The organism is Peribacillus sp. FSL H8-0477, assembly GCF_038002765.1.
GTDB lineage: Bacteria > Bacillota > Bacilli > Bacillales > DSM-1321 > Peribacillus.
In genome coordinates, this window is record NZ_JBBODE010000002.1 from 1,920,367 (window position 1) to 1,934,225 (window position 13,859).

The following is a 13,859-nucleotide window of genomic DNA, read 5'->3' on the forward strand; positions in this document are numbered from 1 at the left end:
CGGGCAAATGAATTAAAAAGGATTGTAGAGAAGAGATAAGATATCGACTTTCAATCAGTATTAAAAAGTAGAGTCACGAGTTATTATCTTCAGGAGTTGTTCTGCTTGTTCGGAGGTTCCACCTTCGGATAATCTTGCTCCGGCAATAATTGGGGCCCATTGAAAAATTTCGTCCTTTAACAATCCACTTTTTTTACAATATAGCTGCAAATACATATCCGCTAAATCGACTGAAAACTGTGAATATAGAAGGTATGTCCGATAAACATCGGCGCGCACATCACCCCCACTTGAATCCACCCAATCAATAATCGTTATATGATTATCTGACACAATTAGATTAAACGGGTGAAAGTCACCGTGACAGAGTCTATTTTCAAAAGTCATCGTATCCAGCTTCTTAAGTAAGTGTGTCTTATTTCGTTGATCTAGAATATGGGCAGATTGAATCTGACGATGTAGTTTCTCAGACATTGGCTCAAGTGAATCCACCTTCACCAGATGAATTTTTCGTTGACTTTCAACAAAAAGATCCATGTAGTAATCTAATTTTTCTTTATTTTCAGATAATAAATCTCCTAATGTTTTTCCCTCGACATATTCCATAATGATAGCTTGTTTCCCATTAATCTTCGTTACATCTAATACGTTTGGAACGGAAAGTCCACATGAATAAGCGTAGGTTTGCTTGTTCGCTTCATAAACCGATTCAGTGTCAGGTAAATAGTCATTAAATAGTTTGATAATCTTGTTTTTATATAGAAAGATTTTTGCTGTATTTCCTATTGCTATTGGGTTTCCTAGCTTCATTTGCCACTCTCCATAAGCAGAAATCCCGCCATTAGCAGGATTTCTTTCTTTTTTATATCAACCATCTTGGAGATTACTTATAAACCTCTGCAAATTTCTTTACTAATTCTTCTTCAGATATGAATAACTTTCCTTTCATATCTACCGTTTGAAGGACATAGCTTTTTATTCCTATGAATTCTGATTCAGCAATAATAAAGAAATTCACCCCTTTTTTATAAAGCGGGGGATAGTCTACTTTTAATCGTAATCGTTTCATCGTATTCACCCTGAGCTTGAGAATTTCCTATTATGACTATAATGTTACTAAAAAGAGAAAAGTAATGCAATGACAGTTCCCTTACTAGTAACACTTCTATTAAACAATCATACCTTTCCTTTTAGAAGTCAATTAATCGATGGTATAATATGTCCAACTCAAATAATTGAGCCCATAGAAATAGACTAGTTTTTAAAAGGAGACGAGGTAACATGACGAGTAAGAGCAGAGAAGAGAATGGGTATTTTGGTGAATTCGGAGGCAGCTATGTTCCGGAAGCACTTCAACAAGTAATGGACGTTCTTGAGGAACAATTTTATAAAATTAAAGATGATCGTGCCTTCAATGAAGAGTTACAATTCTATTTAAAAGAGTATGTTGGCCGGGAAAATCCGTTAACATTTGCAGAAAATCTAACTAAACAAATTGGCGGAGCAAAAATCTATTTAAAACGCGAAGATTTAAATCATACAGGGGCACATAAGATTAACAACGCTATTGGACAAATTTTATTAGCAAAACGCCTCGGAGCAAAACGAATTATTGCTGAAACAGGAGCAGGACAGCATGGGGTAGCGACAGCAACAGCAGGAGCCATGTTTGGACTGCCAGTGACCATTTATATGGGATCAGTAGATTGTGAGAGACAAGCATTAAACGTGTTTAGAATGGAGCTCCTTGGTGCGAAAGTGGTTCCGGTTACGAAAGGTCAGGGAAGACTGAAAGATGCAGTGGAAGAAGCTTTAGGCGACTTAATCCAGAACCATGAGGACACTTTTTATCTTTTAGGTTCAGCAGTTGGACCGCATCCATACCCGACAATGGTTAAACACTTCCAGTCTATTATAAGTGAAGAATCTAAACGGCAGATTCTCGAAAAAGAAGGCAAACTGCCAACTGCTGTCGTCGCTTGTACAGGTGGAGGAAGCAACGCTATTGGAGCATTCGCTCATTACCTAGATGAAGATGTCCGCCTCATTGGTGTGGAACCCGTTGAAGCAGCTACTATGTCGGAGGGAGTACCTGCCGTTTTACATGGGTTTAAATGTTTGACGCTGCTCGATGAAAAAGGAGAGCCTAGACCTACGTATTCCATAGCAGCTGGTTTAGACTACCCAGGGGTAGGGCCTGAACACAGCCAATTAAAGGTCAGCGGCCGAGCAGAATATGTAACGGCAAGCGGCCAGGAAGCACTTGATGCCTTCCAATTACTTTCAAAGATTGAAGGGATCATCCCGGCTTTAGAAAGTTCACATGCAGTAGCTCACGCTATCAAATTAGCAAAGGAACTATCAAAAGAAGACATTATCATTGTTAATCTATCAGGACGCGGTGACAAAGATGTTGAACAAGTCTTTAAGATGTTATCTAGTAAGTAAAAATAATATAAAGGAATCCATTTTGATTTTAAAATGGATTCTTTTTTCGGAATGACCAGCCCATTAAGCTTTACAAAGTAATAAGTTAATAGTTATTACTCTAGTTTTTTGATAAAGTATGTGTATACATATTAGAGATAATGAGGGAACAGATGAAGCGAAAACGAAAGAAATTAAAGCCTATATTTAAATTGGTCATTTTGGTATGTGGATTTTTGCTTATTAAGCAGTTCTTACAGTCTCCAGTCACTACTGAACAAGTCTCTACTTCTGTGCGGTCGCCGGATCCCTATTCAGACGTGAAAAAGTATAGTTCACAAATTAATAATGAATTAGCTAAATTTGGTTTGGAAGAACACACGGTTACCTTGGTTGCCTTAATGCAGCAAGAAAGCCGCGGACAGGGAGGTGATCCCATGCAATCGTCTGAATCAGCAGGACTTGCTCCTAATACGATCAACGAACCTTCTGAAAGTATCGAACAAGGAGTTAAACATTTTAAACGAATATTGGAACATGGGAAGAAAAGGGACGTAGATTTCCCAACAATCCTTCAGTCTTATAATATGGGAATCGGTTATATTAATTTTATAGCCAAGTCAGGCGGTACCCATACGGAAGCTTTAGCGAAGCAGTTTTCTAAGCTACAAGTTGAAAAAAATCCATCTCTCTATAATTGTGGAGGCAACAAAGATAACTTTCGCTATCCCTATTGCTACGGTGATTATACTTACAGTTCCAAGGTAGCAAGTAATATGGATGCCCTTTCGGATAGTGTTCCTGCGCTTGGCGATAAAGAGCAAACAGGTGAGGCGTTTTAACATCCTCAGCTGTTTTTCTTTTTGAAAATAGGAGTGAATTTTTGGAGGATGGCAGCTAAATGAATAAAACAATTGGAATTTTAGCCCATGTAGACGCTGGTAAAACAACGTTTGCTGAACAGCTTTTATATTATACAAACACTATTAAACAACGAGGGCGCGTAGATCATCAAGATGCTTTCCTTGATAGCCATCATATAGAAAGAGAGCGTGGAATCACTGTATTTGCGGATCAAGCCAAGTTTTCTTATCGTGATTCGAACTATTATTTAATTGATACACCTGGTCATATAGATTTTTCTCCGGAGATGGAGCGAAGCATTCAGGCCATGGATTATGCAATTATCGTTATTAGTGCCGTGGAAGGAATGGAAGGACATACAGAAACGGTATGGGAGCTTCTTCGTAAACATCAAGTCCCTGTTTTTTTCTTTATTAATAAAATTGATCGGGTCGGTGCAGATGTTAACAAAGTCATCAAAGACATTCAATCGAATATTACAAAAGATGTCTGTACAATCACCGATTCATTTACGAATGGCGAGATGAATGAGGAGCTCGTTGAATTTGTGGCTGAACGAAGTGACGTCCTATTCGAACATTATATGGAACACGGCTATAACCAAGAGTTATGGCTTTCCGCTTTTCAAGAAATGATTCATAAACAAAACATTACCCCTCTTGCATATGGTTCGGCCCTTCAAGGTGTCGGGATCGAAGAATTTTTAGAACAATTAGATCTGTTAACGGTGACCGATTATCGAAGTCAGGATCCATTTGCTGGGCGTGTTTATAAAATTCGTCATGATGAAAATGGGACAAGGTTTACGTTTATCAAAGCGTTAAGTGGAACGGTAAAAGTACGTGATGAAATCCAGTATGGTGAAAGGAATATAACGGAAAAAGTCACTCAAATACGTGTGTATAACGGGAGTCATGTTCAACAGGTCAAGCAGGCCGAAGCCGGAGAACTTTTTGCAGTGGCTGGTTTATCGGAGACATCAGTGGGAGACGGGGTCGGTGCATTAACTGAAAAAACTGGATACGAAATGGTGCCTACCTTGAAGTCGAAAGTTTCCTTCGAACAAACTGTTAATATCAAAGAAGCGTTGCGTTGTTTCAAACTGTTAGATGTTGAAGATCCGTCTTTGGCTGTAACTTGGGAAGAAAGCTTGCAGGAAATTCATCTGCATGTCATGGGAACTATTCAGTTAGAGGTATTGGTTATAGTGGTAAAAGAGCGGTTTAATCTCACTGTTTCTTTTGAGAAGCCAGAGATACTGTATAAAGAAAGTATCCTTACAACAGTCTTTGGATATGGCCATTTTGAGCCATTAGGTCATTATGCAGAAGTTCACCTTCACCTCCAACCGGGAGAACGAAACAAGGGGATTACGTTTGAGAACAGATGTCATGATGATGATTTGACGGTTGGTCATCAGAATGTCATTGGACAACATCTTTTAGAACGGGATCATCACGGTCTCTTAACGGGTTCCCCACTGACAGATTTAAAAGTAACACTAATAAATGGACGTGCTCACAATAAGCATACGTCAGGCGGAGATTTTAGAGAAGCTTCTTTAAGGGCATTAAGACAAGGCTTGGAAAAAGCAGAAAACATTCTACTGGAACCCTATTATTCCTATAAAATCAAGGTGGATCTACATCATATAGGTCGGGTACTTTCTGACATTCAACAGGCACATGGAAACTCTAATCCGCCGGAAACAGAAGGGGACAGAACTATTTTGACTGGAACGGTACCTGTCGCTGCATTTATGGATTACAGCGGTCAGTTAGCTGCTTTTACAAAGGGAAAGGGGACGATAAGCTTGACCTTTGCCGGCTATGATCTATGTCATAATCCAAGAGAGGTGATTGACCGAATCGGATACAACAAAAATGCTGATCCCGACTATACCTCATCATCCATCTTTTGTTCGAAAGGACAAGGCTATAGCGTATCTTGGGAAGAGGCTGAAGGGAACATGCATGGGTTATAATAAACCATAAGTTCTCCTTGCTGTATAGTCTTCGAATGGGTTTGGAATACTTGACTTACTATCTATGGTTAACTTTTTTCTACTACATGCTTGGAGGGTTTTTTTGAATAGTCTACATAAAATAAAAAAAATGGGTTCAAGACAATTAAGTGTGTACGCCGTCATAGCCCTTCTTTTTATTACCTCAATTATCTTTGTAAATAATAATTATTCATTCTATGAACGGCCAATAGCCAAGGTTATTAAAACAACCTTGGAAAAGACAACAGAAACGAATGAGATTAATGAAATTAAAGATCAACTATATACCCAGAATATACTAGCTCAATTAAAAAATGGAGATGAAAAAGGACAGCATATCCAGTTAACGAATGAATATTCCTCATCAGGAGCTTATGATCAAGAATATCAGGTGGGAAATGAATTATTTGTTTCCATTGATCATGAGAAAAAATCAGAATTAACGGGTACTATAAAAGACGTAAAACGTGATAAGTACGTGCTGATTGTTGCATGGGTGTTTATTTTTACATTACTTATCGTTGGAAAAAAACAAGGTTTATTATCGGTTATAAGTTTGGCAGTCAATGCCATTTTGTTATCCTATGCACTTGATATTTATTTAAAAACATCAAATATAAGTTTGGTACTCGTATGCAGTATCAGTATTATCCTATTTACGGTTCTTTCCCTATTACTCGTTAATGGTTTTAATGAGAAAACCTATGCAGCAATTATCGCAACCCTATTAGGTACTTTTGTTTCGTTGTTGATTACCTATCTTGTCATGTGGCTTACTTCTGAAAATGGTCTGCGATATGAAGAAATGCAGTTTATTTCTCGTCCGTATAAAATGGTATTTATAGCAGGGTTATTAATAGGATCCTTAGGTGCCGTAATGGATGTTGCCATTACCATGTCTTCTTCGATTTTTTGGCTGTATGAAAAAAATAACGAGATTTCAATAAAAGCACTTAAGACCTCAGGACTGGAAATCGGAAAAGACATAATGGGCACCATGACCAATATTTTGTTCTTTGCCTATATAAGCGGGACCATTCCGATGATAATTTTATATTTAATGAATTCCTCTGCACTGGGTTTTACTCTTTCTATGAACCTATCTTTGGAATTAGCTCGAGCCCTTGCTGGAGGGATAGGAATCGTCCTAACGATACCAATCGGTCTTTATATTTCTATATTTTTTGTTAATCGAAAGAGGACCAAATCATGAATATATTATTTGTATTAGCAGCTATTTTATTTTTTTTGATGTGTATAATTGGCGGCAAAAAGGGAGCCCGTTCCTTTTTTGCTTTATTCTTAAATTTTGGTGTGTTCCTAATTACCATCTTTTTTATGACCAATACACGTATTGATCCATATATCATCACATTGAGTGCATGTGCGGTGATTAGTTATATTAATTTATTCTTTATTAACGAAGTGAACAGTACAACAAAAGCAGCTTTCCTTTCATCTATTATCACAATCGTGATTTTACTTCTCTTCATTGTGCTTGTGACGGAAAACACCATGATACAAGGTTTTGGCGAAGAAGAAGTAGAAGAGCTTAGTGTCTTCTCCCTTTATATTGGAGTCGATTTTGTTAAAATAGGCGCTTCAGTCATTATCATGAGTACAATTGGAGCCATTATTGATACAGCAATGGCCATTTCCTCCCCGATGAGAGAAATGTTCCTTCACCATCCCACGATCAATAAAAAAGAGTTATTCACATTTGGGATTAACATTGGAAAGGATATTTTAGGAACAAGTACAAATACCTTGTTTTTCGCCTTTTTTGGAGGCTATTTGGCATTGTTGATTTGGTTCAAAGATTTATCCTATTCTTTTGGAGAAATTCTAAACTCGAAAATCTTTAGCGCTGAAATGATTACCATTTTTTGTGCAGGAACAGGTGTGGCGCTGATCATTCCTATAACTTCGATGATTACAGCCTATTTCTTAGTGAACACAAGAGAAAAAGTTAACTAGGAACCAACAAAAACCTGAGTTTGACAATAAACTGATGGTCAATGTTATATAAAGAATGTAGGAATCAGATACAACCAAAATCCATTCCTACTACTCTAATAAGGAACCTCCAATAAAATACTAGTTTAGTTAGGCTGACAAGAAACATTGTCAGCTTCTTTTCAATCTGATTACCCAAAAACTCGTTGAATTTGCTCAACAGTAGACAAATGAACATATCGTGTTAGTTCTGGTAAAAAAGCCACCGTTCATACAAGTGTCGGCATTACTAAATGACTAAGTAAATCTATTGAATTTCCCTCTTGACCTACTGAACCCATACCAATCAACTTGGCTTGACGTATTTATTCGTGGCGCATGACTTATCAATGGTACGTTATATATCAGACCGGATTGGAGTTATAATAGTAGAAATTGCGGAAAGTGAAGAATTATACAAGAAACCACTCCATCCGTATACAAAAGGTTTATTTTCTGCTTTGCTTATCCCAGGTCCAAAGCAAACAGTACTTGATGAAAATGAGAACTCTATCCAAGGTGAGCTACCAAGTCCAATTAACATTCCAAAAGGTTGTAGATTTCGCAGTCGCTGTCCTTATGCAATGGACGTATGCGCTCATAAAGATCCAACGCTGCAAGAGATAGAAACAGGACATTTTGTTGCTTGTCATTTATATGATATAGAGGGAGATAAGGTAAATATTTAATTTCTAAACGATATCTGGAGATTCATTCATTTTTAGAGGGAAATACGCAATTTGTTTTCTAACCCAGTGATTTCACTGGGTTTTTGGGTTGCATTTTACTTGGTAAAAGGCATATGATAGGAAAGGATTATCCGGACTGCGGATAAAAAATCGATTTTATAATGAAAGAGGCTTATGTATGATTACCTTGAAAAGTGAACGTGAAATTGAACTAATGCATGAAGCGGGCAAGCTTCTTGCTGAAACTCATAGAAAAATTGCCGAAATGATTAAACCAGGAATTACGACGCTTGAAATAGATGCCTTTGTTGAGCGTTTTCTTGCTGAAAACGGTGCAACACCAGAGCAAAAAGGCTACCATGGCTTCCCTTTTGCTACTTGTGCCTCAGTAAATGATGAAATTTGTCATGGCTTCCCATCGACCAAAGCTTTAAAAGAAGGCGATATCGTTACAATTGATATGGTTGTGAACTTGAATGGTGGTCTGGCTGACTCTGCATGGACGTACCCGGTTGGTAAAGTATCAGAGAAAACAGCACATTTGCTCGAAGTAACTAAGAATGCTCTTTATAAAGGAATTGAGCAGGCGATACCAGGTAACCGCCTTGGAGATATCGGCCATGCTATTCAATCCTATGTTGAAGGGGAGAAGTACTCAGTTGTTCGTGATTTCACTGGACACGGAATTGGTAAAACGATGCATGAGGATCCGACAGTTCTTCATTATGGTAAACCAGGTAAGGGTATGCGTTTAAAAGAGGGCATGGTCATTACAATTGAACCAATGGTTAACGAAGGAACATGGCACATGAAAATGGACAGAAATGATTGGACTGCCCGTACAACGGACGGTAAGCTGTCTGCTCAATATGAACATACACTTGTGATCAAAAAAGACGGAGCCTTTATATTAACGGACCAAGACTAAACACAAAAGCAGTGCCTTTCCAATTGGAGGGCACTGCTTTTTTTTGATCAAAAAAGCTATTCAAGCTCCTAGTTGTCATTACTGATATTATGTCTACTTCAATTCATCCTTTTTTAGTTATCACCTCACGTTTTTCTTCACTCATTCATTTCGCTCCCTTATTTCGGTTTTTTTCTTACTATGAAAGAATGAATGGTAAAAATTATTTCAACAACAACCTCGCTAGAATATATATAATTTCCTGACCGCTCCTTAATAGTAATAAACCTTGATATAACAGCTTGTCAAGAGGTTTTTATCTGGCAATTTCTATTAATTAGAGGGATAATATAGATATGAGTAGAACGCATATTCTAATGACTTTTCATTGGACTACAGGAGAGAATGAAAGGAGTTGCCCAAATGGAGAAAGGGAAACAGCAAGAAACTTCATTTGAATCAATCGGCCTAAGCCAACGGGAATTTTTCACATTGTTCTTATTACAAACTTTATCCAAGGAGCCAAATTATCCGAGGGCCATTCATGATGAGCTAAACGTATCTTTTACTGGAAAAGTTCATAGCTATGATTATCTATGTAAAACGGCTCGACAGCTTGCAGGCTCAGGACATCTAGAGTTGTATGCTGAAAATGGTAAGAAGTATTATAAAATTACGAATAAAGGCAAAGAATTATTTACATGGTACCGTGACAATTTTTCAGAGAGGTTTAAAGAGGTCAAAGCGGTCATTGATCGAGTCATGTATGATCTAACAGGAACAGGTGTAAATCCACCAGTTGTTCGTGAGCTTCCTGAAGAATATCGTTCCTATTTCTCGAAAATTGTATCTGTTAAGGACCTTGTTCGCTACGTGACCTTAAGGGCAGCATCTAAAAGTAAGCGAATTTATATGGGAGAAATTGCGGAGTTATTAAAAACAAAATTTGGTTGGATTGCGAGTAATGGGTACTTATATGATTTATCGCATGAAATGGAAGAAGGCAGCCTGCTCAACGGTTATTGGGAAAGTGAAAAACGTACGAAGCGTTATTTACAGATTACTGAAGAAGGACACCATCATTATAAGCAAATTGCCGATTCAGCTGCTTTTCAAGTAAGAGAAGTTCAAAAGTACCTCGGGAATGTTCTAGCTTTTCTTGAAGGCAAAGAACTTATTAGTCAGGAAGGAAACTAAACGATGAAATATGAAAATCTTGATGGCATCAATACACTGAAAACGGTGAAGGATATGCTGCGATGGAGTCAGGAAAGACGTAGTAAACATAAAGATCTTTCTGTCCAACTTCAACAATGTGAGACAAAGGAAATCAGCAAACTTCATCGTAACGATAAAAGCCTTTCGATTACTTGGGTCGGGCATTCTACTTTCTTAATTCAAATCAATGGTGTAAGTATAATAACGGACCCAGTCTGGTCACTAAGAATGGGTACTCAAAAAAGGCTGACTGAACCAGGACTAAATACGAGTGAGCTGCCGCCTATTGATATCGTGCTGATCTCACATGGACACTATGATCATCTTGATTTTGCTAGCATTCGTCGCTTGCCGGGGAAGCCAGTCTACTTGGTTCCATCAGGTTTAAAGAAAGCATTTATTCTCCGAGGATATAAAAATGTGATAGAAGCGAATTGGTATGAGGGCTTTGTTGATTCAGGCCTAAAACTCACGTTTGTACCAGCCCAACACTGGACGAGACGAACAATATCAGATACGAATACATCCCATTGGGGCGGCTGGATGATAGAGGACCTGCAGACAAAACAGACTATCTATTTTGTTGGTGATACTGGATATTTTAAGGAATTTAAAGATATAGCAAACCGATTCAACATCGATTATGTATTGATGCCAATCGGAGCCTATGAGCCAGAGTGGTTTATGAAGGATTCACATATTAATCCTGAAGATAGCATTAAGGCGTTTCTAGAACTAAACGGATCATATTTTATCCCGATGCATTACGGAGCGTATCGACTGGCTGATGATACGGGTCCTGAGGCCCTAGAACGATTAAGAAATGAGTGGAATCGTCTGGGGCTTGCTGATAACTTACTTAAGGTTTTAAGAATTGGTGAAACGTTGTGGGAGAATTAAGCTTGATTTTTTCTGTTAACGGGTACAGTTCTGTATAAAGCTTTAAGAGGGGGATAAAGATGGATAAAGATAAAAATGAAGAACTACAAAAGGAAGAACTAGGCAGTTTATTTACATTAATCAGGAGTCAAATTGATAAATTACCGATCTCGTCCAGCAAGAAACAGAAGATGACAGAACAAATTATGAAACTTAAATTACTGACTGTTGATTCTAGGGAACCCAGGATTGCTCTCGTTGGCAGGCGCGGGTCTGGAAAATCATCATTAATTAATGCAATGTTCGGCGAGGAAAAGCAATATGTCAGTTCAGTAAAATCTGGGACCGGTAAGGGTAAATGGTTATGGTACCCGAATGATCAAAATAAAAAGATTCGCCTGCTTGATTCACGTGGATTAGGTGAAAGTGAAAATCCAACAGAAGGCTTTGATATGAAGACACCGATGGAGGAATTGGCACAAGCTGTCAACACAGAACAGCCGGATGTTTTTTTATTTCTAATTAAAGCCAAGGAAGCGGACGCTCGTATTGAAGAAGACCTGAATGAACTTAAAAAACTTCGGAAAATCGTTAGAGATACCCATCAATACGATGTACCTGTTATCTGCGTAGTCACTCAAGTAGATGAATTGGATCCACCTCATTATAAGCGTTCTCCATTTGATGAACATCCAAAAAAGAAGAAGAATATTGACGAAGCAGCATCATTAATGGCAAAACGATTTGCTGAAGCAGAGATCCCGCTTATAACAGTAATTCCAACCTGTTCGTATCTCGAGTTTGATGAGGAAGGAAACATTGAATATGATATGCGCTGGAATATTAATTTATTGGCAGAGTATTTGATAGATGCCTTACCCAGTCAAGCGCAGCTAAAGACAGCAAAAGCGATGCAGAGCCAGCATGTGAAAAAGAAGTATGCAGTGAAAATTGTTGGGACCTTTACAGCGATAGCCAGTTTAATTGGTGCAGAACCTATTCCATTTGCAGACTTTCCCTTTTTAACGGCCTTACAAGGAATTATGATTATCGTCATTGGCTTTATTGCGGATAAAGAACTCAATACAAAAACAGCAGGAGAATTCATTGCCGCCCTGGGTGTCAATGTCGGACTTGGTCTCCTTGTTCGTGAAGGAGTTCGAGCAGCCGTTCGCTTTATCCCAGCAGCAGGTAGTGCTGTTTCGGCTGCTGTTGCCGGCGGTGTGACCTTTGGAATTGGGCAGGCAGCGATTGTTTACTTTATTGAAGGAAAAAATATTGATCAAGCCCGTGATGCGTATAAACGGGGAAATAAACTTTTCAAGGATACAAAGGAAGAATAGTTTATTTCCTGAAAAGACAATGATTTTGTTGTCTTTTCAGGCTTATTTGTTTTAGCAGACTTCATCAAGGTGATATGATAAAGGAAGAAAATAGATTGGTTCAAATGAGAAAGGATGATAAAGTTGTCGTTTTATCAGACTAGTGAACAGAAAAAATACATAGAAGAGCTTGGTATAGCGATTAAAAGTTTTGCTGCTCGAGAAGCAGAACTGGATGAAACAGGGAACTTTCCATTTGAAAATATTAAAGAACTAAAAAGCTTTGGGTATACGAAATTAACGCTTCCGAAACAGTATGGAGGAAGCGGTAGTTCATTATATCAATTTCTGTTAGGGCAAGAACGGATTGCCATGGAATCAGGGGCGACCGCGCTTTCGATTGGCTGGCATCTTGGAAGTATATTAGAAATTAATAGTAAACAAAGCTGGAATAAGGAAGTACTTGAGGAATTTTATCAAGAGGTAGCAAACGGTGCGCTAACTAATCGGGCAGCAACTGAGCCTAAAACCGGTAGTCCAACGAGAGGCGGCAGACCAGAAACCATTGCAGTCAAAGAAGAAGGTGGCTGGCGGATAAATGGCCGAAAATCCTTTACAACGCTTTCGCCAATTCTTGATCTTTTTTTGGTCAGTGCTTGGGTTCCAGAAACAGAAAATGTAGGCTGGTTTATGATTCATCGGGATACAGCTGGGATTCGTATTGAAGAAACTTGGAATATGATTGCGATGCAGGGAACGGGTAGTCATGATTTAGTACTTAAAGATGTCTTAATTGATGATAAATATTACATTGAAAAAATGAGAGCACCTGCAAAAACAGGAGCACCATGGTTACTTCATATTCCAGCCTGTTATATTGGAATTGCCGCGTCAGCAAGAAACGAAGCAATCACCTTTGCCAAGGAATATAGCCCAAATAGTCTTCCGGGACCCATTGCAGATCTCCCAAATGTTCAAAGAACAATTGGCGAAATAGAGCTTGAGTTAAGCCAAGCTCGACATTATCTCTATTCAGTTGCGGAGAAGTGGGAAAACAAGCCAGAAGAACGAGAAGAAATAGCTAAAGAATTTGGTGCTGTTAAAATGGCAGTTACGAATGCAGCTCTTTCGATTGTTGATAAGGCAATGAGAGTTGTAGGAGCGAAGAGCTTACAGCGCAGTAATCCGTTGCAGCGACATTATCGAAATGTTCGTGCAGGACTACATAATCCGCCAATGGATGATGCAACCATATCCTTATTAGCAAAACGTGCACTGTTTGAATAAAGAAAAAAACCTTCAACTTTATGAAGGTTTTTTCTATTTATGGGTTTTAAGAAGCGATGGGTTTAATTTCCACTTTAGTCGTTTCTTTTTTCATGGTTTTCTTAATGAAAGGCAGTATATAACGATCTAGGCCATATTGTGCTGCATTGTAGCCAGCAACAAGAAGGAACATTTGTAACAGAACCAATTGGGCATTTGTGCTGACTGTACCAGAGAACAAGAAAGCGAAATTCATGGTAAGTCCCATCAGAACAGTGAAGGTAGTA

At 38.4% G+C, this 13,859-nt stretch carries 12 protein-coding genes and 2 pseudogenes; 11 read left to right on the forward strand and 3 right to left on the reverse strand.

Annotation, left to right across the window (positions count from 1 at the left end; genetic code table 11):
* Window positions 1-60: 60 nt before the first annotated feature.
* Together MHI18_RS21065 and MHI18_RS21070 are read right to left on the reverse strand one after the other, a co-directional pair.
* The gene (locus MHI18_RS21065; protein WP_340850263.1) at window positions 61-810 is read right to left on the reverse strand and encodes a phosphotransferase family protein; all 750 of its coding nucleotides are present in this window, start codon (window positions 808-810) and stop codon (window positions 61-63) included.
* Between the two features lie 73 nt (window positions 811-883).
* Window positions 884-1,069 carry a hypothetical protein gene (locus MHI18_RS21070; protein ID WP_340850264.1) on the reverse strand — a complete coding sequence of 62 codons (186 nt, stop codon included), beginning with the start codon at window positions 1,067-1,069 and terminating at the stop codon, window positions 884-886.
* Between the two features lie 212 nt (window positions 1,070-1,281).
* Between MHI18_RS21070 and trpB the strand changes: the two genes are divergently transcribed.
* The 11 genes and pseudogenes from trpB to MHI18_RS21125 all read left to right on the forward strand — a co-directional run bounded on the left by trpB (window position 1,282) and on the right by MHI18_RS21125 (window position 13,593).
* Window positions 1,282-2,448, forward strand: coding sequence for a tryptophan synthase subunit beta (gene trpB / locus MHI18_RS21075; protein WP_340850265.1), 1,167 nt, complete (start codon window positions 1,282-1,284; stop codon window positions 2,446-2,448).
* A 152-nt stretch (window positions 2,449-2,600) separates the two neighbouring features.
* Complete coding sequence (locus MHI18_RS21080) at window positions 2,601-3,269, forward strand: lysozyme family protein (RefSeq protein WP_340850266.1); 669 nt, start codon at window positions 2,601-2,603, stop codon at window positions 3,267-3,269.
* Window positions 3,270-3,328: 59 nt separating this feature from the next.
* Window positions 3,329-5,275, forward strand: a complete 1,947-nt coding sequence (locus MHI18_RS21085) for a translation factor GTPase family protein (RefSeq protein ID WP_340850267.1) — start codon at window positions 3,329-3,331, stop codon at window positions 5,273-5,275.
* Window positions 5,276-5,405: 130 nt separating this feature from the next.
* Window positions 5,406-6,509: a YibE/F family protein gene (locus MHI18_RS21090; RefSeq protein ID WP_340850350.1), complete on the forward strand. Its 1,104-nt coding sequence runs from the start codon at window positions 5,406-5,408 to the stop codon at window positions 6,507-6,509.
* Window positions 6,506-7,273: a YibE/F family protein gene (locus MHI18_RS21095; protein ID WP_340850268.1), complete on the forward strand. Its 768-nt coding sequence runs from the start codon at window positions 6,506-6,508 to the stop codon at window positions 7,271-7,273. The genes MHI18_RS21090 and MHI18_RS21095 overlap by 4 nt, the downstream gene beginning before the upstream one ends.
* Window positions 7,274-7,605: 332 nt before the next feature.
* Window positions 7,606-7,980 (forward strand): annotated as a pseudogene (locus tag MHI18_RS21100) (oligopeptide/dipeptide ABC transporter ATP-binding protein); the annotation flags it as partial.
* Between the two features lie 178 nt (window positions 7,981-8,158).
* A complete protein-coding gene (gene map, locus MHI18_RS21105; RefSeq protein ID WP_340850270.1) occupies window positions 8,159-8,908 on the forward strand; it encodes a type I methionyl aminopeptidase in 750 nt (249 codons plus the stop codon).
* A 402-nt stretch (window positions 8,909-9,310) separates the two neighbouring features.
* A complete protein-coding gene (locus MHI18_RS21110) occupies window positions 9,311-10,084 on the forward strand; it encodes a hypothetical protein (RefSeq protein WP_340850271.1) in 774 nt (257 codons plus the stop codon).
* Window positions 10,085-10,087: 3 nt separating this feature from the next.
* Window positions 10,088-11,005 (forward strand): MBL fold metallo-hydrolase, encoded by a 918-nt coding sequence (locus MHI18_RS21115; RefSeq protein WP_340850272.1) that lies wholly within the window; start codon window positions 10,088-10,090, stop codon window positions 11,003-11,005.
* Window positions 11,006-11,064: 59 nt separating this feature from the next.
* The gene (locus tag MHI18_RS21120; protein WP_340850273.1) at window positions 11,065-12,327 is read left to right on the forward strand and encodes a GTPase family protein; all 1,263 of its coding nucleotides are present in this window, start codon (window positions 11,065-11,067) and stop codon (window positions 12,325-12,327) included.
* Window positions 12,328-12,444: 117 nt separating this feature from the next.
* Window positions 12,445-13,593, forward strand: a complete 1,149-nt coding sequence (locus tag MHI18_RS21125; RefSeq protein ID WP_445670051.1) for an acyl-CoA dehydrogenase family protein — start codon at window positions 12,445-12,447, stop codon at window positions 13,591-13,593.
* A gap of 46 nt (window positions 13,594-13,639) precedes the next feature.
* On the opposite strand, the pseudogene MHI18_RS21130 reads toward MHI18_RS21125, so the two are convergent.
* Window positions 13,640-13,859, reverse strand: a pseudogene (locus tag MHI18_RS21130) (Crp/Fnr family transcriptional regulator); the annotation flags it as partial.